Origin of the sequence: Aureimonas sp. Leaf454 (assembly GCF_001424685.1) — a bacterium.
GTDB lineage: Bacteria > Pseudomonadota > Alphaproteobacteria > Rhizobiales > Rhizobiaceae > Plantimonas.
The window spans coordinates 59,878-79,908 of the sequence record NZ_LMQT01000024.1; the positions used below are offsets into that span (position 1 = coordinate 59,878).

Genomic DNA, 20,031 nt, shown 5'->3' on the forward strand with positions numbered 1-20,031 from the left:
CAGGCCGCGTTCGCGTCGAGGTCCAGGGGAGACCGGATGTTTCACGTGAGTCACTTGCCGATGCAGAATTCGGAGAAGATGACGTCGAGAAGGTCCTCTACCCCGGTCCGGCCCGTCAGTGCTCCCAACCGCTCGGCGACGGTCCGAAGCTCCTCCGCGAAGATCTCGTCCGGAGGCGCGTCGACCAGAACCGCGGCCAACCGGCTGCGGGACGCGGCAACGATCTCGCGGTGCCGCACGCGTGTCGGCACCAGTTCGGCAGGGTCTCCGACGGCGTTCGAGGCAGCCGTCCCGATGGCGGCGATGAGATCGTCGAGGCCTTCCCCGGTCCGGGTGGAGATGGCGAGCATCCCGTCCGGCGCCGGGAAAAGATCGCGTTTGCTCCGAACGGGAAGGACACGGCGATCCGGTACGTCGGAGATGTCGGGCGACGCCTCGCCGTCGCTGAGGAGAAGCACGAGATCGGCTTGCGCCATCGCCGCCTGAGCACGCGCGATGCCTTCGGTCTCCAGACTGTCCTCGCTCTCGCGAAGCCCGGCCGTGTCGGTCAGCCGCACGGGAAGACCGCCGAGGTCGAGCGTCACGTCGATCAGGTCCCGCGTCGTGCCGGGCCGGTCCGAGACGATGGCGACGTCGCGGTCGGCCAGCGCGTTGAGGAGGCTGGACTTGCCCGCATTGGGGCGGCCCGCGATGACGACCCGAAACCCGTCGCGCAGGATCTCGCCGCGACGCGCGCCCGCGAGATGACGATCCATCTCGGCGACGAGCCCGGTGAGCGCCGGACGAACGGCATCCGCGACATCCGAGGCGACGTCGCCTTCGTCGGAAAAGTCGAAAGAGGCTTCGAGAAGGGCGCGGGCGCGCACCAGCTGCGCCATCCAGCCTTCGTAGAGACGACGGAGCGACCCGCCGCTCTGGGCGAGGGCCTGCCGATGCTGGCTTCGGGTCTCGGCCGAAAGGAGCTCGGCCAGCCCTTCCGCTTCGGTGAGGTCGATCCGTCCGTTCTCGAAGGCTCGGCGGGTGAATTCGCCCGCCTGTGCGAGACGGATCCCGGGCAGGGACGTCAACGTTTCGAGACAGGCGCCGACGACGGCCCTCCCGCCATGGAGATGCAACTCGCCGAGGTCTTCGCCGGTCACGGTGGTGGGCCCTTCGAAAAAGAGGACGAGACCGCGATCGATCGGTTCGCCGCCGCCATTCCGGATCCAGCGTAGGCTGGCCCGACGCGTGAGGGGCAGGGGGCCTGCGACGCGTTGCAGGGCGTCGCGGGTGGCCGGTCCGCTGATCCGCACGACGGCGATGCCGGCAGGCAGGGCACCGGACGACAGGGCGACGATCGTTTCGCTCACGACTCGATCTCCATGCTCCCTTGATCGAATCGATCCAACGGCGCGCACATCATCGTTTCAGGTCCGAATCGAGAGGTCTGGGTCAAGCCTTCAAGACGAGAACCGCCGCGCCTGTCGCGCTGCGAAGCGCCAACGGCACGATCTCGAACACATGAAGCGGCGTGCCCGCCGAGGCCCAGACGGTCGGATGGGCGAAGAGGTCTTCGTCCATCAGGATCTGGACGTCGCCCGTCGCACCGAAGGGCGACACGCCGCCGATGGCGAAGCCGGTCGCTTCCCGGACCTCCTCCGCACTCGCTCGCCGAACTGCGCCGCCGACATGGGCCGCCAGCCGGGCCTCGTCCACCCGGTTGGAGCCGGACACGAGAAGGAGAAGCGGCAGGTCACTGCCCGACAGGATGAAGACAAGCGACTTCACGATCCGGCCGACGGGAGCACCGACGGCCCGCGCGGCGTCCTCCGAGCTCCGGGCGCCGGCTGTTTCCCGGATCTCCAGGTTGAGACCCTTGGCGGCCGCCGCGGCCGCGACGCGTTCGACGGACGGGTGCATCGAGGCCTCTCCGCGTCGATCCCGACGTCCCGAGACGGGACCGGGATCAGGTGTTCATGGAGTCGAAGAAGTCGGCATTGCTCTTCGTCTGCTTCAGCTTGTCGTTCAGGAACTCGACGGCATCCGTCGTGCCCATGGGCGCCAGGATCCGACGCAGCACGAAGATCTTCTGCAGGTCGGCGCGCGGCACGAGGAGGTCCTCCTTGCGCGTTCCCGACTTCAGGATGTCCATGGCCGGATAGATGCGCTTGTCCGCGACCTTGCGGTCGAGCACGATTTCCGAATTGCCGGTGCCCTTGAACTCTTCGAAGATGACCTCGTCCATGCGGCTGCCGGTGTCGATGAGGGCCGTCGCGATGATCGTCAGCGAGCCGCCTTCCTCGATGTTGCGCGCCGCGCCGAAGAAGCGCTTCGGCCGCTGCAGGGCGTTGGCGTCGACGCCGCCGGTCAGGACCTTGCCTGAAGAGGGCACGACCGTGTTGTAGGCACGGCCAAGGCGCGTGATGGAGTCGAGAAGGATCACGACGTCGCGGCCGTGCTCGACGAGGCGCTTGGCCTTCTCGATCACCATCTCGGCGACTTGCACGTGGCGCACGGCCGGCTCGTCGAAGGTCGAGGAGACGACCTCGCCGCGCACCGAGCGCTGCATGTCGGTCACTTCCTCGGGGCGCTCGTCGATGAGGAGCACGATGAGGTAGCATTCCGGATGGTTCGCCGTGATGGAATGGGCGATGTTCTGGAGGAGAACCGTCTTGCCGGTGCGCGGCGGCGCGACGATGAGCGCGCGCTGTCCCTTGCCGAGAGGCGCCACGAGATCGATCACGCGGGCCGAGAGATCCTTGGAGGTCGGAACCTCCAATTCCATCTTGAAACGCTCGTTCGGGTAGAGCGGCGTCAGGTTGTCGAAATGGCTCTTGTGCTTGATGCGTTCGGGGTCGTCGAAATTGATCGTGTTGACCTTGAGAAGCGCGAAATAGCGCTCGCCGTCCTTGGGACTGCGGATCGGGCCCTCGACCGTGTCGCCGGTCTTCAGCGAGAAGCGGCGGAGTTGGGAGGGCGAGATGTAGATGTCGTCGGGGCCGGGCAGATAGTTGGCATCGGGCGAGCGCAGGAAGCCGAAACCGTCCTGCAGGACCTCCACGACGCCTTCGCCGATGATCTCCACGCCTTCGGCGGCGAGATTCTTCAGGATGGCGAACATCAGTTCCTGCTTGCGCAGGACGGGCGCGTTCTCGACCCCGTTCTCCTCGGCGAAGGCGATGAGTTCGGGGGCCTTCTTGTTCTTCAGGTCCTGAAGCTTCATTTCGGACATGGTGTTCGGGTGCTCCAACCCACCGGACGCATCAGGGTCTATCGGCGGGACATATCGGGACAAAGGCGGTGGGGGAGGAGATGCAAGGGGCCTGAACCCTTCGGGCGAAAAACCCGGACGGGACGGCAGTGCGCAAGCGAGTCGGACGCGACGGGACATTGCATCGGTATGCGGAAGGACCTCAGACATAGCGCCGGAGTTCTCGCCGCGCAAGCGGTTTCGCTGACGGGAGGACACAGCGGCGGCCGGACATGACCCCCGCCGGTACCGTCATGGGGGCCGAGACGGACCGATGTCCCGCACCCGCGCGGCCTGTGCACCCCTCCCGCCGGTTGCTGCGGTGCAACCCGGAACCGGTCCCGACGTTGAGCGCAAACTCGCGTCGTTCAAGGATGTTCCCCATGTCGCCTCGTCGAAGCCCGATCCTCTGGATCGCGGTCGCCCTCCTCGTCCTGTGCGGGACCGGCAGCGCCGTCGGGGGCATCTGGCTCGCCGCGCTCGGCGGCTCGCTCTACTACGTCGTGGCCGCCGTGGCCTTCCTGGCGACCGCCGGTCTACTCGCCGTCGGCAGCCCACGCGCCCTGGGCCTCTACGCCCTCTTCGTTCTCGGCACCCTCGCCTGGGCCCTCTGGGAGGTCGGCCTCGACTGGTGGCCGCTCGCCGCGAGGGGTGACGTGATCTTCCTTCTCGGCCTGCTCCTCCTCACGCCCTTCGTCACCCGCTCGCTCGGCCGGCGCGACGTCGCCGACGTTCTCGATGGGCGGCGCACGCATCCTTCCGCCTTTGCCGGCGGCGGCCTCGCGCTCTCGCTGTCGCTCCTCCTCGTGATGGGCGTCGCGGTCGTCTCCTGGTTCACCGATCTCCACCGCATCGACGGCACGCTGCCCGAGCGTCGCGAGGCGGGCCGGAGCCCCTCCGGCGTTCCGCCGGTCCCGCCCGGCGAATGGCAGGCTTACGGGCGCACCGGTGCCGGCGAGCGCTTCTCGCCGCTCGCCGAGATCACGCCGCAGAACGTCTCCTCCCTCGAAGTCGCCTGGCAGTACCACACCGGCGACGTCAAACAGGCGGGCGACCCGAAGGAGACGACCTTCGAGGTCACGCCGCTGAAGATCGGCAACCGCCTCTTCCTCTGCACGCCCCACCAGAACGTCATCGCGCTCGACGCCGACACGGGTCGCGAGGTCTGGCGCTACGAGCCGGAGGTGAAGGGCGAGCTCGCGCTTCAGCATCTCACCTGCCGCGGCCTCTCCTACCGCTCAGCCGAGGCCGCGGCTGCAGCCCTCGCGGCCAGCGCTTCGACGGCCGGTGTTCCGGCGGAACCGGGCACCGCGCCTTCGCAGGCCTCGCCCGCTGCGATCCCCGCCACGACCGGCGATCCCGCGAACCTTCCCGTCGCCGCCTCCAACGCCGCGCTCGCCACCTGCTCGGCCAAGCTCTACATGCCGACCGCCGATGGACGCCTGATCGCGCTCGATCCCGAGACCGGCCATGTCTGCGGGAATTTCGGCGGCGGAGACGGTCAGATCGATCTCTGGACGCAGATGCCGAACGTGAAGCCCGGCGCCTATTATTCGACCTCGCCGGTGGTCGTGGCGAACGACCGCCTCATCGTCGGCGGCACGGTGCTCGACAACGTCTCGACCGCCGAGCAGTCCGGCGTCATCCGCGGCTACGACGCTGACTCCGGCGCGCTTGTCTGGGCGTGGGATTCCGGGCGCCCCGATCGCACCGAGCCCTTGCCGGCGGGCGAAACCTACACGCCGAACTCCCCCAATTCCTGGTCGATCTCGGCGGTGGACGAAGGCCTCGGCCTCGTCTACGTGCCGCTCGGCAACCAGCCGCCGGACCAGTGGGGCGGCGACCGGTCCGAGACTGTCGAACGCTTCTCCTCCTCCGTCGTCGCGCTCGACACCCGCACCGGCGCACTGCGCTGGAGCTTCCAGACCGTCCATCACGATCTCTGGGACTACGACGTGCCGGCCCAGCCGAGCCTCGTCGACCTCGACGTCGGCGGCGCACGCGTTCCCGCTCTCGTCCAGCCGACCAAGCAGGGCGAACTCTTCGTTCTCGACCGCCGCACGGGCACGCCGGTTCTTCCGGTGACGGAGGTTCCCGCTCCCCAGGGCGCGGCGAAAGGCGACCGAACGGCGCCGACGCAGCCGAAATCGAACCTCTCCTTCGATCCCCCGGCTTTGACGGACCGCGACATGTGGGGCGTCTCCATGTTCGACCAGCTGGCCTGCCGGATCAGCCTGAAGCGCCTGCGCTACGAAGGCCGCTTCACGCCGCCCTCCGAACAGGGCTCGCTGATCTATCCCGGCAATTTCGGCGTCTTCAACTGGGGCGGCATCGCGGTCGATCCGGAGCGGCAGATCGCCTTCACGACGCCGACCTATCTCGCCTTCGTCTCGCAACTCGTGCCCCGCGAGAACAGCTCGGAGCTCTACGTTCAGGACCAGCAGTTCGCACCGGGCGGCGCCCTACCGGCGCTGAACGAAAACTTCGGCGCGCCCTTCGCCGTGAAGCTGAACCCCTTCGTCTCCGCGCTCGGCCTGCCCTGCCAGTCCCCGCCCTGGGGCTATGTCGCCGCCGCCGATCTGACGACCGGCAAGGTGATCTGGCAGCACAAGAACGGCACCGTCCGCGACCAGTCGCCGATCCCCGTTCCGTTCCGCATGGGCGTTCCGAACCTCGGCGGTCCCCTGATGACGGCCGGCGGCGTCGCCTTCCTGTCCGGCACGCTCGACTACTACCTGCGCGCCTACGACGTCTCGAACGGCCGCGAGATCTGGAAGGCGCGGCTTCCCGCCGGCGGTCAGGCGACGCCGATGACCTATCAGGGCTCCGATGGGCGACAGTACGTGCTGGCGGTCGCGGGCGGCCACGGCTCGCTCGGCACCAAGACCGGCGATGCCGTGATCGCGTATCGGTTGCCCGCCGCGAACTGACCAACGACCTTCCCGGATGTGAAAAAGGCGGCTCCCTCACGGGCGCCGCCTTTTTCATGCGATAGGCTCAAAGCCTCGACGGGGGCGCCCGGTGCCTTGGGTCGCCGAAGCACCCGGAACCGCTTGCGACAGCGTCGCCGCTTCGGGCGACCCCTCCAGCCCCCTCAGAACGGCTTCACGATCACCAGGATCACGATCGCCGCCAGCAGCACCGCGGGAACCTCGTTCACGATCCGCCAGAACTTCGAGGACTTGGTGTTGCGATCGGCCGCGAAGCGCTTGGAGGATGCGGAGAGATAGCCGTGAAGGCCGGACAGGATCACCACGAGAAGGATCTTGGTGTGCAGCCAGCCGCCCTGGAAGGCGAAGCTCGACCAGGCGAGCCAGAGGCCGGCGGCCCAGGTGACGAGCATCGAGGGCAGCATGATGCCCTTCAGGAGCCGCCGCTCCATGACCTTGAAGGTCTCCGACTGCGGCGTGCCGGGTCCCGCTTCCGCGTGGTAGACGAAAAGGCGCGGCAGATAGAGCATTCCCGCCATCCAAGAGACGACGGCGAAGACGTGAACCGCCTTGATCCAGAGGTCGAGATCCATCGTCATCCCTTGTAGCTGCGAACGCGCCGAAGCAGCGCCTCGACATGAGCGATCGGCGCATCCGGCGTGATGCCATGGCCGAGATTGAAGATCAAAGGCCCATGCCCGAGCGCGCCGAGGATCCGGTCGATCCCCTCGTCCAGCGCCTGGCCGCCGGCGATCAGCCGCAGCGGGTCGAGATTGCCCTGCACCGCGCCCTCGCTCTGGAGCTCGGCGGCGAGCGAGAGCGGCACCTGCCAGTCGAGCCCGACCGCATCGACGCCCGTGCGCCGGCGATAATCGCGCAGAAGCGCGCCCGCCCCCTTGGCGAAGCCGATGATCTTGGCGCCGGGCACCGCCGCGCGCACCGTGTCGACGATCTTCTTCACCGGGGCGACCGCGTAGGCCTCGAAGGCCGCCTCGTCGAGGACACCGGCCCAGGAATCGAAGATCTGCACGCAGTCCGCGCCGGCTTTGAGCTGCCGGATGAGATAGGCGGCCGACATGTCCGCGAGGAGATCGATCAGCGCCGCCATGGCCTGCGGGTGGCGATAGGAGAAGAGCCGGGCCGGCGCCTGGTCGGGCGTGCCGTGTCCCGCGATCATGTAGGTCGCGACCGTCCAGGGCGCCCCGCAGAATCCGATCAGCGCCGTCTCCTCCGGCAGTTCTCGGCGAAGGCGCGAGACGGTCTCGATGACCGGGGCGAGATGGGCCTCCGCCCGCGTCGGGTCGAGATCGCCGATCTCGTCGGCATGGATCGGCCGGAGCATCGGTCCCTCGCCCTGCACGAAGCGCAGGTCCCGGTCGAGCGCGTCGGGAATGACGAGGATGTCGGAGAAGAGGATCGAGGCGTCGAAGCCGAAGCGGCGGATCGGCTGGAGCGTGACCTCGACGGCGAGATCGGGATTGTAGCAGAGGTCGAGAAAGCCCCCGGCCTTTTCGCGCGTCGCCCGGTATTCCGGAAGATAGCGTCCGGCCTGCCGCATCAGCCAGACCGGCGGCGGGAAGAGCGCTTCGCCCTCCAGAGCCCGGACGAGGTTTCGCTGTCCCATCAGGTCCGGCTCCCATCTTCTCTTCTAAAAGATCTTATAGATCTGGATTCTGATTCTATGAGTCGGTGGATAGCCGGAATTCACAGAGCTCGATACGCCGCGATGCCGGTTTGCCCCGGTCGAAATGTCTCAACAGGCGGCAGCGGCCGATATCGGGCGCCCTGGGGATAAGTCCAGAAATCGCAGGAACGGCAGGCTTTTGACGACGGGGAGCGTGGTGGACACATCGCCGCTTTCTCCTCGCAACGCCCAAAAGCCACAACTCCTCCCCGCAATCCAAGTCTTCGATCCACAGGCAGGGGCCTGCAGCCAAATGTGGAGAAACCGACCCTTCGACCCCCGCCCGAGCCGGCGAAAAAAGCGCCTGGGGACAAGTCCCGGCTTCTCAACAGGGTCCCGATTTCAGCGGGTGAAACCGCACGAAGTGCTTGCGGTCCTCGAGAGAATCGAGTCCGACACGTCCCGCGGCCGATGGCGGCACAGGGATGGGGACCGGCATGATTCAGAACCTCGAAGCCTCGCTGGTCCTCGCCTCGGGCAGCGTCCACCGCGCCAAGCTCCTGGCCGATGCCGGCGTCTCCGTCCGGATCGAGCGCCCGCTTCTCGACGAGCGTGCGCTCGAGGCGCCGCTGCTCGAGGCGGGCGTCGACCCCGAGGACCTTGCTCTCGTTCTGGCCGAGGCGAAGGCGATCGAGGTCTCCGAGCGGCTGCCGGGCGCGCTCGTCATCGGCTGCGACCAGACGCTGTCGCTAGGCGACCGCCTCTTCCACAAGCCGGCCGATGCTGAGGCGGCGCGGGATACGCTGCTGGCTCTCTCCGGGCGGACCCATCAGCTGAACAGCGCCGTCGTCCTTGCGCGGGACGGGATCGCGACCTGGCGTCATGTGGCGGTGGCATCGATGACCGTTCGGGATCTCGATCCCGGCTTCGTCGGCCGCTATCTCGCCGCGTCCGGCGCGGCCATCCTCTCCAGCGTCGGCGCCTACCAGATCGAGGGACGCGGCATCCAGCTGATGGAGCGGATCGAGGGGGATCACTTCACGATCATCGGCCTTCCCCTCCTTCCCCTTCTCGCCCGGCTGCGCGAAGAAGGCGCGATCGACGGCTGAAGACGAGGACAGGGAGAGGCGCGATGGCTCATGTGTTCGAGGACGACGAGGCTGCAAGCCCTCCCCCGGAGGGACCGGAGGCCTTCGTCACGGGTTGGCCGGTCTGGCAGTCGCGTTCCCCGCTGATCCACGGAACCTGGCTGGCGACGCTCGGCCTTCCCGGCTCCTATGTCCGCCTCGGCATCCCGCCCGAGGAGATGGAGGATTTCCTCGCCGGCTTCCTCGACGGCCCCTATGTCGGCGGCAACGTCACGATCCCGCACAAGGAGGCCGTGTTCCGCGCCGTGTCGAAGCGCGACGCGGCGGCCGATGCGATCGGCGCGGTCAACACGCTTTGGCGCGAAGGGACGGCGCTCGTCGGCGGCAACACCGATTCCTACGGCTTCGCCGCCAATCTCGACGAGCGCCTGTCCGGCTGGGCGGATGCCGGTGAGGCGGTTGTTCTGGGCGCCGGAGGGGCCGCGCGGGCGGTGGTCCACGCGCTCCTCGAACGCGGCGTGAAGCGCGTCTCGATCCTCAACCGCACGTCTGCGCGGGCCGAGGCGCTGGCGGAAAGCTTCGGGCCCGGCGTCTCCGGTCATGGCGAGGAGGAGCGAGCAGCGCTCTTCGGCCGCGCCGATCTCCTGGTCAACACGGTGCCGATCCCGCCCGTCGATCCCGAGATGGCCCGATACGGCTACGAACCGAAGCTGCCGGATCTCTGCGCCCTGCCGGATCATGCCCTCGTCACCGACATCGTCTACGTCCCCGTGGAAACCCCGACGCTGCGCGCCGCCGCCGCGCGCGGCCTTCGCACGGCGGACGGTCTCGGCATGCTCCTCCATCAGGCGGTCCCTGGTTTCGAGCGCTGGTTCGGCCGGCGGCCCGAGGTGACCGAAGACCTCCGGGCGCTCGTGCTCGCCGACATCGCCAAAGCGGGATGACGGCCGTGATCGTCCTCGGCCTCACCGGCTCGATCGGCATGGGCAAGTCCGCGACCGCCGCCCTCTTCGAGGAGGAGGGCGTGCCCGTCCATTCGGCCGATGCCGCCGTCCATCGGCTCTATGCCGGCAAGGCCGCACCCGCCGTCGAGGCGCTGTTTTCCGGCACGGTGGTCGAGGGCGTCGTCGACCGCGAGCGTCTCGCCGCGCGCGTCCTCGGCGATGCCGAAGCCTTGAAGGCGCTGGAGGCGCTCGTCCATCCCCTGGTGCGCGAGGAGGAGACGGCGTTTCTCGACGCCGCGAGGGCGCGCGGCGAGCCGCTGGTGGTTCTCGACATCCCGCTGCTCTTCGAGACGGCCGGGGAAGGGCGCGTCGACCGCATCCTCGTCGTCACCGCTCCGGCGGATGTCCAGCGCGCCCGCATCCTCGCGCGGCCCGGCATGACGCCTGAGCGCTTCGCGGCGATCCTCGACAAGCAGATGCCGGACGCGGAGAAGCGGCGCCGGGCCGATGTCGTGATCGACACGTCTCGGGGCTTCGACGCGGCGCGGGCGGAGGTGCGGGCGCTGGTGGAGCGGCTGCGGAGAGAAAGTCCGACATAGTCTGACGCTCGCGACACAGCCGAACATACAGCGAACCCTCGCCCTCGCCCCTTGCACGGAGCCCTCCAGACTCCCACAAGAACAAGCCTCTAAGGGGCTGGACATGCGCGAGATCGTCTTCGACACCGAGACCACCGGGCTCGATTTCGAGTCCGACCGGATCATCGAATTCGGCGGCATCGAGCTTTGGAACCACATTCCGACGGGCAAGCATTTCCACGCGTTCATCCGCCCGGCGGGCCGGCGGGTCGATCCCGGCGCCTTCGACGTCCACGGCATCTCCGACGATTTCCTGAAGGACAAGCCGCTCTTCGAGGCGGTGGTCGACGAGATCCTGGAATTTTTCGGCGACGCCACGCTGATCGCGCACAATGCGACTTTCGACATCCGCTTCATCAATGCCGAACTGGCGCGGCTCGGGCGCAAGCCGATCGACATGGGCGTCGTCATCGACACGCTGCAGATGGCGCGGCGCAAGTTTCCCATGGCGCCGGCGACGCTGGACGCGCTTTGCTCGCGCTTCTCCATCGATACGACCAAGCGCGACAAGCACGGCGCGCTCGTCGATTCCGAGCTTCTCGCCAGCGTCTATATCGAACTGATCGGCGGCCGGCAGGCCGCGCTCGGTCTCGTCTCGGCGCATCAGGAGGATCGGCGCGACGCCGACGGCACGCCGACGCGGATCGAGATGCGGGCGACGCCGCTGCCACCCCGCCTGTCCCGGGCGGAAGAAGCCGCGCATCGCGCCTTTGTCGCGTCGCTCGGCGCGGAGGCGGCCTGGACGCCTCACCTTCCACCGGAGCCGGCAACGGGCGTCTCGGACAGCGCTGGATAGACCGCAGCGTCTCTCCGTCTATCCCGATTGGTCATCCCACGAAAAAGGGCGCCGCAGCGCCCTTCCCGTTCATTCCCTCGCGTTGGCTCAGGACATCTGGACCTGCGACTTGGCGCGCTCCTCCGCCATCCGCTGGGTGAAGAGGGCCGCGAAGTCGATCGGGTCGATCATCAGCGGCGGGAAGCCGGCACTGCGCGTGGCGTCCGCGATGATCTGGCGCGCGAAGGGGAAGAGCAGGCGCGGACACTCGATGAAGAGCAGCGGCAGCAGGTGCTCCTGGGGAAAGCCCTGGAGGCGGAAGACGCCGCCATATTCGAGCTCGACATGGAACAGGATGTCCTTTTCCTCGCCGGCCTTGGCGTTCAGCGTCAGGCGGACGTCGTAGTCGCCCTCCGCGCCGTTCACCGGATTGGCGCCGACATTGACGCCGATATTGATGCCGGGGGCGCGGCCCTGGTTGCGCAGGGAGGCCGGTGCGTTCGGGCTCTCGAAGGAAAGGTCCTTGATGTACTGGGCGAGGATGTTGAGCTGCGGCGCGACGCCGCCCTCGGGAACGTTTCCGTTCGTCTGGGTGTCCGACATGAAGTGCCTCCCGCCCGCATCGGGCGCTGTTTCCGCCCGCTCGGCGCGGCCGGCATGCCCTTGTCGCGGGCGTTGCGTTCGGCGGCTGCGCTAACATTTCGGGGCCGAGCCTGCAAGTTCGACGCCGCGCCCGGCCCTGTCGGGCACGGCGGCCGGCGCCGTCGATGCGCGATCCCCGAAGGCTCTTGCCGTCCCGCCTCGCCCGCTCCGCGACCGCTCTCTCAGTGAAGCGTCGGCTTCTGCGGCTGGTCGTCGTTCGCCCAGGGCGAGTTCGGATCGGGCCGTCGCCGGTAGTCCTCGTCGGAGAGCTCGACCACCTCCGGGCGGTTGAACGTCGGCGAGGTCGGGCCGGGCCGCGATCCCATGCCGGAGCGTCCCGTCGCATCGAACCGTCCTGCGCCGAACCGCTGGAAGCCCATGGGCGAGGTCGCGACCACGGTGACGCTCCGACCGAGGGCGCGCCACAAAAGGTCGCGCACCGGCGGCAGGAAAAGAAGAAGGCCGACCGCATCGCCGATGAGGCCGGGCAGGAGCAGGAGCACGCCGGCCACCACGATCATCACGCCATGCACGATGTCGCGTCCCGGCACCCGGCCGGCCGCGGCCTCCGCGCGGATCCGCCCGAGCGCGGCAAAGCCTTGACGCTTCAGGAGAAGCGCGCCGAGAACGGCGCTGCCGAGAACGATGCCGAGCGTCGCCAGGAGCCCGATCTGTTCGCCGACGAGGATGAGGACGGCGATCTCCAGGATCGGCAGACCGAGAAGGAGAATGGGAACGATCGGCATCGGGCCTCTCCGATTGAGCAACGCAGCCTCCCACCTTCGGGCGCAAGACCGTCTCGGCATGGAGATAGGATCGCTGCCAGAAAAATTGAATGCGCGCGCCGATCTCTTATATGCAGCCGGACCATTCTCCGCCATGTCTGCCGCCGAACCGCCCGGCGACGACGGGTCATGACAAGCCGGCTGTTTCACCGCCTTCAAACAGGGACATTTGCACGATGGGTTTCGGGACGATCTTCTTCATAGTCCTGGCGGCGGTCGTCCTCTTTCAGCTGCGAAACGTGCTCGGTCGCCGCACGGGGAACGAGAGGCCGCCCTTCGATCCCTACACGCGGCCCGAGAAGGTCGAGGGAGCCGCACCCCAGGGCAATGTCGTGACCCTGCCGCGTCGCGACGTGCCGCCGGCCGAAATGGTCTCGGCCGATCCCTATGAGGCGATCGACCGTGTCGTGCCGGTGAGCGATCCGGTCAATGCCGATCTGCGCGCCGTGCGGGATGCCGATCCGTCCTTCGATCCCAAGGAATTCCTCGAAGGCGCCAAGATCGCCTACGAGATGATCGTCACGGCCTTCGCAGCCGGCGATCGCAAGGGTCTTCGCAATCTTCTCTCCGCCGAGGTCTATTCCGGCTTCGAGGCCGCGATCTCCGATCGGGAAGCCAAGGGCGAGGTCATGAAGTCGACCTTCGTCGGCATCGACGACGCCAAGATCGTCGGCGCCGCCGTGAAGGACCGCGAGGTCGTCGTGACCCTTCGCATCGTCTCGCAGCTGGTCTCGGCCGTGCAGTCGGCGACCGGCGAGGTGGTCGACGGCGATCTCGAGGCCATCGTCGAGGTGAAGGACGTCTGGACCTTCGCGCGCGACACGCGCTCGAAGGACCCGAACTGGAAGCTCGTCGCGACCGAATCCGACTGAGACGGTCGCCGCCATGCCCGAGCTTTCGAACCTCCTGACGCGCGCCGACTTCGCCGATCTTCCTCGGTGGGGCGAGGCCGATCTCGGCGATGCACTGGCCGCCTTCCGCCGATCCGCCGATCGCTTTCGGATGGGCGAGGTCGCGACGGGACGTCTCGGCCTGGAGGCCGATGCCTTCCGTGTCGCCGCCGAAGCCGCGTTCGGCGTCGACGAGGCCGGAGCCCGCGCCTTCTTCGAGACCGCCTTCCGACCGGCGCGGCTGGCCGCATCCGCGACGGATCCGTCGGCCCGCGGCTTCCTCACCGGCTATTACGAACCGGAGGTCTCCGCGTCTCCGGTCGAGACCGATCGCTTCCGATATCCGCTCTATGCACCGCCGGCCGATCTCGTGAAGGTCGACGACATCTCCCGGCCGGTGGGTCTCGATCCCTATTTCCGCTTTGCGCGGCGCCGGCCCGACGGCATGCTCGACGAATATCCCGATCGTGCCGCGATCGAGGCGGGCTTCCTCGAGGGCAAGGGTCTGGAGATCGCCTGGCTCGCCGATCCCGTCGACGCCTTCTTCATCCACATCCAGGGTTCCGCGCGCCTGGCGCTTCCCGATGGTCGGCGCATCCGCGTCACCTATGCGGCCAAGACCGGCCACCCCTTCACCGCCATCGGCCGCATCCTCGTGGAGGAGGGCGAGCTGACGCTGGCGGAGGCGGACATGGACGGCATCCGTGCCTGGCTCGCCGCGCATCCGGGCCGCGTGCGCCCGCTGCTCGACCGGAACCGCTCCTTCATCTTCTTCCGCGAAGCACCGGTCGCCGACGAGAGCCTCGGCCCGGTCGCGGCCGCCAAGGTCCCGCTGACGCCGATGGCCTCGATCGCGGTGGATCGCGAGCTTCACACGTTCGGCCTTCCCGTTTTCATCGCCGCGCCGACGCTGGCTCTGGAGGGTCGTCCCTTCCACCGTCTGATGATCGCGCAGGACACCGGCTCGGCGATCCTCGGCCCCGCGCGCGCCGACATCTTCGTTGGCTCCGGTCTCGAGGCGGGCCGTGCGGCGGGCCGGGTGCGCCATCCCGGCGACTTCTACGCTCTCCTGCCGGTCTCGCTCTGGCAGCGTCTGGCCTCGTGACATGAAACGGCCGAGGTCCCTCAGCGAGGAGGAGCGGGCGCTCTGGGCGACAATCGCGCGCACCGCGACCCCGCTCGGCCAGCGCCGTCGCAGCCGCCTCGACGAGGAGGCCCCGATCTCGGCTCCCCCGGTCTCTGCGCCTTCGGTCGAGACGTCGAAGGACGCGGCGCGGCGCGGCGCGCCCGCGATCCCGCCGCCGCCTCCGGCGCGGCCCTCGGTGATGCCGAGCTATCAGGCACGGGGTCCCGCCGGACCTGCGGCTCCGTCTTCCCCCTTCCATCCGATCGAACGGCCCGTCCGCCGCAAGATCGCCAAGGGCCGGCTGCCGATCGAAGCGCGGATCGACCTTCACGACCGCACGCAGGTCGTCGCGCATTACGTGCTGCTCGGCTTCCTGCGGCAGGCGCAGGGGCAGGGGCTGCGGATGGTGCTCGTCATCACCGGACGGGGCGCGTCCTTCGGCTCGCGCGGCGTCATCCGCCGCCAGCTGCCGCATTGGTTCGACACGCCGGAATTTCGCCCGCTCGTCTCGGGCTTCGAGCCGGCCGAGCGCGAGCACGGCGGCGACGGCGCCTTCTACGTCCGGATCCGCCGGCGATGACGCCCTTCGGCGAGCGCGTGCGGGCGCTGCGGCGCGAGAAGGGCGTGACGCAGGTCGAGATGGCGCGGGCGCTGGGCGTGTCCAGCGCCTATCTCTCGGCCCTCGAACATGGCCGCCGCGGCCGTCCGACCTGGCAGCTCCTGCAGCGCATCATCGGCTATCTCAACGTGATCTGGGACGATGCGGAGGAGTTGGAGCGGCTGGCGGAGCTCTCGCATCCCAAGGTCAGCGTCGAGACCGCCGGTCTCGGAGCCTCGGCGACGGCGCTCGCCAACCGTCTCGCCGAGACGATCGCGCTCCTGTCTCCCGAGGATATCGACGCGCTTCTCGCGCAACTGGAAGCCGCCGCGGCGCGGGCCGAGGCGATCCAGCGGGCCCGTCGGCGGCGCTGATCCCGGCAAGCGAGCCGTGGGCTCGACGAAAACGGCCGGCGCTCCCCTCGGGGATCGCCGGCCGTTCTTCGATCATCATCCGGGCCCCGCGGGCGCCGCGGGTCCTCTTTCAGTTCGCCAGCTTCGAGGCGAACAGCGCCAGGGCCTGCTGGTAGACGCCGGCGCGGTTCCAGTCGCGGAACACGCCGTAATTGGTCTCGCCCGGACCGTAGCCGGCGCCGGCGACCCAGCCGTGCTGCTGCATGAAGTTCGCCGTGGAGGCGAGGACGTCCGCCTTGGAGCGGATGAGGTCGCGGCGGCCGTCGCCGTCGCCGTCCACGGCGAAGCGCAGGTAGTTCTTGGCCAGGAACTGCGTCTGGCCGATCTCGCCGGCCCAGGCGCCGCGCATGTCGGAGGCGCGCTTGTCGCCGCGCTCGACGATCTGCAGGGCCGCGAGCAATTCCTCGGTGAAGAAGTCCGACCGGCGGCAATCGTAGGACAGGGTCGCGAGCGAGCGGAAGATGTTCATGTTGCCGGAATTGGCGCCGAAGCCGGTCTCCATGCCCCAGATCGCGACGAGCACTTCCTTCTGCACGCCGTAGCGCTTCTCGATGGCATTCAGCATGCCGGCGTTCTGCGCGATGATGCCCTTGCCCTTCTTGACGAAGGACGAGGGCGCACGACGCTCCATGAACTGGTCGAGCGAGAGCTTGAAGCTCTTCTGGTTCCGATCGAGGCCGATGACCTTCTTGTCGTAGGATACGTCGCCGAGCGCGGCCTGGATCGTGCCCTGCGAGATCCCTTGCGCCCGCGCCTCGCCCTTGAAGTCTTCGAGCCAGGCGGGAAAGCCCGCGGCGTTGTTGCCGCAGGTGGCGGCGAGGGCCGGGGCGGCGAGGGCAGCGGACAGAGCGAGGGCGGCGAGAAGCGTCCTCGCGGTTGTCTTCATCGCGGACATGAATGCGGATCCTTGAAATGGCGGGAGGAGAGGAGCGGAAGCGCTCGATGCTGATGACAAAGCACGCAAACGCCTGCATCGGAGCTGAAAGCAGGCTTTAACGGATTGCATCCGCTCTGCGAAGAGGCGTGGAACACGACTTGGAGAGGAGGATGCGACCGGTTCGCCCGTTCATTCTGGTGGGGAACGATTGATCATTTCCTAATCCTACCTGAAGAACAGGCGAGGGGAACATCGGCGCGAACCTCGAAAAGGATCCACGCAAGGCCCGATGCCCGGCGAAGGGCATGGGAGGGGACAATGGGCCTGCGATCGGCTGTCGGCTTGCGCTAGACCTTGGGCACGAGGGCGAGGACGAAGACGAAATGGGTCAGCTGATGGGCGGCCTGATCCGAACCGAAAGCCCACCAGAAGGCCCCGTTGGAAACGTCCAGGCCACGGGACCAGACTGCCTTGGCGCGATCGATGGCCGCGTGAACCACCAGATCGACGAGGCCGAGCCACCACAGCGCCGGTGCGATCGCAAGAGCGATGAGGAACGTGCCGAGCGCATGGATCGCGGCATGGACGAGCAGCGGCGCCAGCCATCCCGCCTCGGCCTTCTTCCCGAAGACCATCCACCCCGACTGGAGAAAAAAGTCAGCCAGCAGTTGCTTGGCGACGAAGGCGAGGTACACGAGCACGAGGGGTTGGAGAGGGATGTGCACCGGTTCGTCCCGCGACTGACTGACGGGCGAGCATCCAGGGCGGGCTCGTCTCGGCATCCGATCCTGACGGCAAAGCGCTAAATTTGCATTGCCGATTTCGCATGAGGGACGCCGGCCGCACCGCCGAAGCGTCCGGGGAGACGACCGACATGTCCACCGACACCGCCGCCCTGCCGGCCAGGGCCGATGCGCCGGGCCTCGGCCTCGCCCTGATGCTGCTCGGCGTCCTCATGTTCTCGCTGAACGACACGATGGGCAAGATCCTCGTCGCGGATTATTCCGTGGGACAGGTTCTGCTCCTGCGCAGCGTCTCGGCCCTCGTCGTTCTCGCGCCCGCGATCTGGCGGATCGGCTGGCGTCCGATCCTGCAGCCGTCCCAGCCGCGGTTGAACGCGCTTCGCGTCCTCTTCACCACGGTCGAGGTCTTCCTCTTCTATCTCGCGGTCAAGGCGCTGCCGCTCGCCGACGTGATGACCTATTGGCTGGCCGCGCCGATCTACGTCGCGGCGCTCTCGCCCTTCCTGCTCGGCGAGCGCGTGGGCTGGCGGCGCTGGACGGCGATCGTCGTCGGCTTCGCCGGCGTCGTCGTCGCGCTCGAGCCCTCCGCCGCCACGTTGACGCCCGCTGCCTTCATCTGCATCGCAGGCTCCTTCCTCTTCGGCCTGATCCTCCTCACCGGACGAATGCTGCGGGGAACGCCGGACACGGTGCTCGTCACGTGGCATCTCGTCGGCTCGGCTCTGGCCGGCGCGGTCACCGCGCCCTTCGGCTGGGTTCAGCCGAGCGGCCTGCACTTCCTCCTCCTCGCCATTCTCGGCGTCGTCGCCATGCTCGCGCATTTCTGCGTCAACCGGGCCCTGAAGCTCACCGACGCCGCCGTGACCGCGCCCGCGCAATACACGCTGCTCGTCTGGGCAATCCTCTTCGGCTGGATCGTCTTCGGCGACATTCCTCGCCCGGCCGTTCTTCTCGGCGCGGCGATCATCGTCGCGTCCGGGCTCTACATCGCCCTGCGGGAGCGCCAGCTCGGCAAGGTTCCGACGCCGATCAATCCGCCGCCGGCCTGATCACGGGCATCGGCGCGGATCACGGAGCACTGGCCGCTCGCGCCTTGAACTGATATCCCAGTTCGGCCATGTTTTGCGTGTCTCACGTGAAACGCTTCTTCTCCACCTCCTGGATCATTGCCCGCCATGGCCTCCAATACCGTCCGCCTCGATCCCGCCGACAACGTCGTCACGGCGTTGCGCAATCTGGAGGCGGGGGCGCCCGTCGAGGAAACGGCGACTCTCGCGCTCATTCCGCGCGGCCACAAGATCGCGAGCCGAGCCATTCCCGCCGGCGAGAAGGTCGTGAAATATGCGCAGATCATCGGCTATGCGAGCCGCGACATCGCGCCCGGCGAGCATGTCCATGTCCACAACATCGAGTTTCGCAACACGGCCCATGACTACCAGTTCTCGACCGATCTGCGCCCGGTCGCCATGGTCGAGCCCGAGAAGCGCGACACGTTCATGGGCTATCGCCGCCGCAACGGCGCGGTCGGCACGCGCAACACCATCGCCATCCTGACCTCGGTCAACTGTTCGGCGACGGCTGCTCGGAAGATCGCCGCCCATTTCACGCCGGAGGTGCTCAGCGCCTATCCCAATGTCGACGGCGTCACCGCCTTCGTCCACGGCACCGGCTGCGGCATGGCGAGCGACGGCGAGGGTTTCGACGCCCTCCAGCGCGTCATGTGGGGCTATGCGCGCCATCCCAATGTCGCGGGCGTCCTGATGGTCGGACTCGGCTGCGAGGTGAACCAGATCGACTGGCTGCTTGAAGCCAACGGCATCGAGAAGGGCCCGCTCTTCCACGCCATGAACATCCAGGACGTCGCCGGCCTCCGCCGCACCGTCGAGGTCGGCATCGAGCGCGTCGCGGCCATGCTGCCGCTCGCCAACGAGTTTCGCCGCGAGCCCTGCCCGGCCTCCGAGATCATGGTCGGCCTCCAGTGCGGCGGCTCCGATGCCTGGTCCGGCATCACCGCCAACCCTGCGCTGGGCTATGCCTGCGATCTTCTCGTCGCGCAGGGCGGCACCGGCGTCCTGTCGGAAACCCCGGAGATCTACGGCGCCGAGCATCTCCTCACCCGCCGCGCCGTGGACGGCAAGGTGGGACAGAAGCTCGTCAAGCTCATCGACTGGTGGGAAGACTACACCGCCCGCAACAAGGGCTCGATGGACAACAATCCAAGCCCCGGCAACAAGAAGGGCGGCCTCACCACGATTCTCGAGAAGTCCCTCGGCGCCGCAGCCAAGGGCGGCACGAGCCCGCTCGTCGGCGTCTACAAATACGGCGAGCCCATCCGCTCCCGCGGTTTCGTTTTCATGGACTCGCCCGGCTACGATCCCGCCTCCGTCACCGGCCAGATCGCATCCGGCTGCAACATGATCGCCTTCACCACCGGCCGCGGCTCCGCGTCGGGCTACAAGCCCGCTCCCTCGATCAAGATCGCGACGAACACCGAAATGTATCGCCGCATGACCGAGGACATGGACGTCGACTCCGGTCGCATCGTCTCCGAAGGCATCACCATCGAACAGTCCGGCCGCGAGATCTACGACCTCATCCTGCGCGTGGCCTCCGGCGAACAGTCGAAGTCCGAAGCCCAGGGCCTCGGCGACTACGAATTCGTCCCCTGGCAAATCGGCGCCACGATGTGAGGTCGGCAAGGGAGGGGACGCCGTCCCCTCCACCCCTGC

20 protein-coding genes are annotated in these 20,031 nt (G+C 68.0%); 11 read left to right on the plus strand and 9 right to left on the minus strand.

Annotated features, from left to right (window positions below):
* Window positions 1–50: 50 nt before the first annotated feature.
* The 3 genes from mnmE to rho all read right to left on the minus strand — a co-directional run bounded on the left by mnmE (window position 51) and on the right by rho (window position 3,211).
* A complete protein-coding gene (mnmE, locus tag ASG43_RS19560) occupies window positions 51–1,349 on the minus strand; it encodes a tRNA uridine-5-carboxymethylaminomethyl(34) synthesis GTPase MnmE (RefSeq protein WP_056508517.1) in 1,299 nt (432 codons plus the stop codon).
* An 82-nt stretch (window positions 1,350–1,431) separates the two neighbouring features.
* The gene (locus ASG43_RS19565; protein WP_056508518.1) at window positions 1,432–1,899 is read right to left on the minus strand and encodes a YbaK/EbsC family protein; all 468 of its coding nucleotides are present in this window, start codon (window positions 1,897–1,899) and stop codon (window positions 1,432–1,434) included.
* Between the two features lie 46 nt (window positions 1,900–1,945).
* On the minus strand, window positions 1,946–3,211 hold the full coding sequence (rho, locus tag ASG43_RS19570; protein WP_156386800.1) for a transcription termination factor Rho: 1,266 nt from the start codon (window positions 3,209–3,211) through the stop codon (window positions 1,946–1,948).
* A 401-nt stretch (window positions 3,212–3,612) separates the two neighbouring features.
* On the opposite strand from rho, the gene ASG43_RS19575 reads away from it, so the two are divergent.
* Entirely contained in the window at window positions 3,613–6,159 is a 2,547-nt protein-coding gene (locus ASG43_RS19575; RefSeq protein ID WP_056508521.1) for a membrane-bound PQQ-dependent dehydrogenase, glucose/quinate/shikimate family, read from the plus strand.
* Window positions 6,160–6,323: 164 nt separating this feature from the next.
* On the opposite strand, the gene hemJ is transcribed toward ASG43_RS19575, so the two are convergent.
* Together hemJ and hemE are read right to left on the minus strand one after the other, a co-directional pair.
* Complete coding sequence (gene hemJ / locus ASG43_RS19580) at window positions 6,324–6,752, minus strand: protoporphyrinogen oxidase HemJ (RefSeq protein WP_244488168.1); 429 nt, start codon at window positions 6,750–6,752, stop codon at window positions 6,324–6,326.
* A gap of 2 nt (window positions 6,753–6,754) precedes the next feature.
* Window positions 6,755–7,783, minus strand: a complete 1,029-nt coding sequence (hemE, locus tag ASG43_RS19585) for a uroporphyrinogen decarboxylase (RefSeq protein WP_056508525.1) — start codon at window positions 7,781–7,783, stop codon at window positions 6,755–6,757.
* Window positions 7,784–8,280: 497 nt separating this feature from the next.
* On the opposite strand from hemE, the gene ASG43_RS19590 reads away from it, so the two are divergent.
* From ASG43_RS19590 to dnaQ, 4 genes are all read left to right on the plus strand, one after another.
* Window positions 8,281–8,892: a Maf-like protein gene (locus ASG43_RS19590; protein ID WP_056509150.1), complete on the plus strand. Its 612-nt coding sequence runs from the start codon at window positions 8,281–8,283 to the stop codon at window positions 8,890–8,892.
* Between the two features lie 23 nt (window positions 8,893–8,915).
* Window positions 8,916–9,815: a shikimate dehydrogenase gene (locus ASG43_RS19595; RefSeq protein WP_056508526.1), complete on the plus strand. Its 900-nt coding sequence runs from the start codon at window positions 8,916–8,918 to the stop codon at window positions 9,813–9,815.
* Window positions 9,816–9,820: 5 nt separating this feature from the next.
* Entirely contained in the window at window positions 9,821–10,414 is a 594-nt protein-coding gene (gene coaE / locus ASG43_RS19600) for a dephospho-CoA kinase (protein ID WP_056509153.1), read from the plus strand.
* A gap of 103 nt (window positions 10,415–10,517) precedes the next feature.
* Entirely contained in the window at window positions 10,518–11,249 is a 732-nt protein-coding gene (gene dnaQ / locus ASG43_RS19605) for a DNA polymerase III subunit epsilon (RefSeq protein WP_056508528.1), read from the plus strand.
* Between the two features lie 87 nt (window positions 11,250–11,336).
* Here dnaQ and secB read toward each other — a convergent pair whose 3' ends face one another.
* Window positions 11,337–11,831, minus strand: coding sequence for a protein-export chaperone SecB (gene secB / locus ASG43_RS19610; RefSeq protein ID WP_056508529.1), 495 nt, complete (start codon window positions 11,829–11,831; stop codon window positions 11,337–11,339).
* Window positions 11,832–12,052: 221 nt separating this feature from the next.
* Window positions 12,053–12,616, minus strand: coding sequence for an FxsA family protein (locus ASG43_RS19615; protein WP_056508531.1), 564 nt, complete (start codon window positions 12,614–12,616; stop codon window positions 12,053–12,055).
* Between the two features lie 215 nt (window positions 12,617–12,831).
* Between ASG43_RS19615 and ASG43_RS19620 the strand changes: the two genes are divergently transcribed.
* From ASG43_RS19620 to ASG43_RS19635, 4 genes are read left to right on the plus strand one after another with little or no spacing between them, the layout of a single operon-like run.
* Entirely contained in the window at window positions 12,832–13,527 is a 696-nt protein-coding gene (locus tag ASG43_RS19620) for a Tim44/TimA family putative adaptor protein (RefSeq protein WP_056508533.1), read from the plus strand.
* 13 nt (window positions 13,528–13,540) lie between these two features.
* Window positions 13,541–14,650 (plus strand): murein transglycosylase A, encoded by a 1,110-nt coding sequence (locus ASG43_RS19625; RefSeq protein ID WP_056508535.1) that lies wholly within the window; start codon window positions 13,541–13,543, stop codon window positions 14,648–14,650.
* 1 nt (window position 14,651) lies between these two features.
* Window positions 14,652–15,251: a Smr/MutS family protein gene (locus ASG43_RS19630; protein WP_056508537.1), complete on the plus strand. Its 600-nt coding sequence runs from the start codon at window positions 14,652–14,654 to the stop codon at window positions 15,249–15,251.
* The gene (locus ASG43_RS19635) at window positions 15,248–15,643 is read left to right on the plus strand and encodes a helix-turn-helix transcriptional regulator (protein ID WP_056508539.1); all 396 of its coding nucleotides are present in this window, start codon (window positions 15,248–15,250) and stop codon (window positions 15,641–15,643) included. The genes ASG43_RS19630 and ASG43_RS19635 overlap by 4 nt, the downstream gene beginning before the upstream one ends.
* A gap of 109 nt (window positions 15,644–15,752) precedes the next feature.
* Here ASG43_RS19635 and ASG43_RS19640 read toward each other — a convergent pair whose 3' ends face one another.
* The gene (locus ASG43_RS19640; RefSeq protein ID WP_056508541.1) at window positions 15,753–16,577 is read right to left on the minus strand and encodes a lytic murein transglycosylase; all 825 of its coding nucleotides are present in this window, start codon (window positions 16,575–16,577) and stop codon (window positions 15,753–15,755) included.
* Between the two features lie 329 nt (window positions 16,578–16,906).
* The gene (locus ASG43_RS19645; protein WP_056508543.1) at window positions 16,907–17,284 is read right to left on the minus strand and encodes a DUF3307 domain-containing protein; all 378 of its coding nucleotides are present in this window, start codon (window positions 17,282–17,284) and stop codon (window positions 16,907–16,909) included.
* Window positions 17,285–17,433: 149 nt separating this feature from the next.
* On the opposite strand from ASG43_RS19645, the gene ASG43_RS19650 reads away from it, so the two are divergent.
* Both ASG43_RS19650 and ASG43_RS19655 read left to right on the plus strand, forming a co-directional pair.
* Entirely contained in the window at window positions 17,434–18,351 is a 918-nt protein-coding gene (locus ASG43_RS19650; RefSeq protein WP_056509156.1) for a DMT family transporter, read from the plus strand.
* Window positions 18,352–18,477: 126 nt separating this feature from the next.
* On the plus strand, window positions 18,478–19,992 hold the full coding sequence (locus tag ASG43_RS19655; protein ID WP_056508545.1) for an altronate dehydratase family protein: 1,515 nt from the start codon (window positions 18,478–18,480) through the stop codon (window positions 19,990–19,992).
* Window positions 19,993–20,031 lie beyond the last annotated feature (39 nt).

What these genes read in the sequence shown, in the direction of transcription:
- dnaQ (WP_056508528.1), top strand. Translation starts at nt 10,518, where the DNA reads ATGCGCGAGATCGTCTTCGACACCGAGACCACCGGGCTCGATTTCGAG.
- ASG43_RS19635 (WP_056508539.1), top strand. Translation starts at nt 15,248, where the DNA reads ATGACGCCCTTCGGCGAGCGCGTGCGGGCGCTGCGGCGCGAGAAGGGC.
- ASG43_RS19640 (WP_056508541.1), bottom strand. Translation starts at nt 16,577, where the DNA reads ATGTCCGCGATGAAGACAACCGCGAGGACGCTTCTCGCCGCCCTCGCT.
- secB (WP_056508529.1), bottom strand. Translation starts at nt 11,831, where the DNA reads ATGTCGGACACCCAGACGAACGGAAACGTTCCCGAGGGCGGCGTCGCG.
- rho (WP_156386800.1), bottom strand. Translation starts at nt 3,211, where the DNA reads ATGTCCGAAATGAAGCTTCAGGACCTGAAGAACAAGAAGGCCCCCGAA.
- ASG43_RS19575 (WP_056508521.1), top strand. Translation starts at nt 3,613, where the DNA reads ATGTCGCCTCGTCGAAGCCCGATCCTCTGGATCGCGGTCGCCCTCCTC.
- ASG43_RS19615 (WP_056508531.1), bottom strand. Translation starts at nt 12,616, where the DNA reads ATGCCGATCGTTCCCATTCTCCTTCTCGGTCTGCCGATCCTGGAGATC.
- hemE (WP_056508525.1), bottom strand. Translation starts at nt 7,783, where the DNA reads ATGGGACAGCGAAACCTCGTCCGGGCTCTGGAGGGCGAAGCGCTCTTC.
- ASG43_RS19625 (WP_056508535.1), top strand. Translation starts at nt 13,541, where the DNA reads ATGCCCGAGCTTTCGAACCTCCTGACGCGCGCCGACTTCGCCGATCTT.
- hemJ (WP_244488168.1), bottom strand. Translation starts at nt 6,752, where the DNA reads ATGGATCTCGACCTCTGGATCAAGGCGGTTCACGTCTTCGCCGTCGTC.
- ASG43_RS19595 (WP_056508526.1), top strand. Translation starts at nt 8,916, where the DNA reads ATGGCTCATGTGTTCGAGGACGACGAGGCTGCAAGCCCTCCCCCGGAG.
- ASG43_RS19590 (WP_056509150.1), top strand. Translation starts at nt 8,281, where the DNA reads ATGATTCAGAACCTCGAAGCCTCGCTGGTCCTCGCCTCGGGCAGCGTC.
- ASG43_RS19620 (WP_056508533.1), top strand. Translation starts at nt 12,832, where the DNA reads ATGGGTTTCGGGACGATCTTCTTCATAGTCCTGGCGGCGGTCGTCCTC.
- ASG43_RS19650 (WP_056509156.1), top strand. Translation starts at nt 17,434, where the DNA reads ATGTCCACCGACACCGCCGCCCTGCCGGCCAGGGCCGATGCGCCGGGC.
- ASG43_RS19655 (WP_056508545.1), top strand. Translation starts at nt 18,478, where the DNA reads ATGGCCTCCAATACCGTCCGCCTCGATCCCGCCGACAACGTCGTCACG.
- ASG43_RS19630 (WP_056508537.1), top strand. Translation starts at nt 14,652, where the DNA reads ATGAAACGGCCGAGGTCCCTCAGCGAGGAGGAGCGGGCGCTCTGGGCG.
- ASG43_RS19565 (WP_056508518.1), bottom strand. Translation starts at nt 1,899, where the DNA reads ATGCACCCGTCCGTCGAACGCGTCGCGGCCGCGGCGGCCGCCAAGGGT.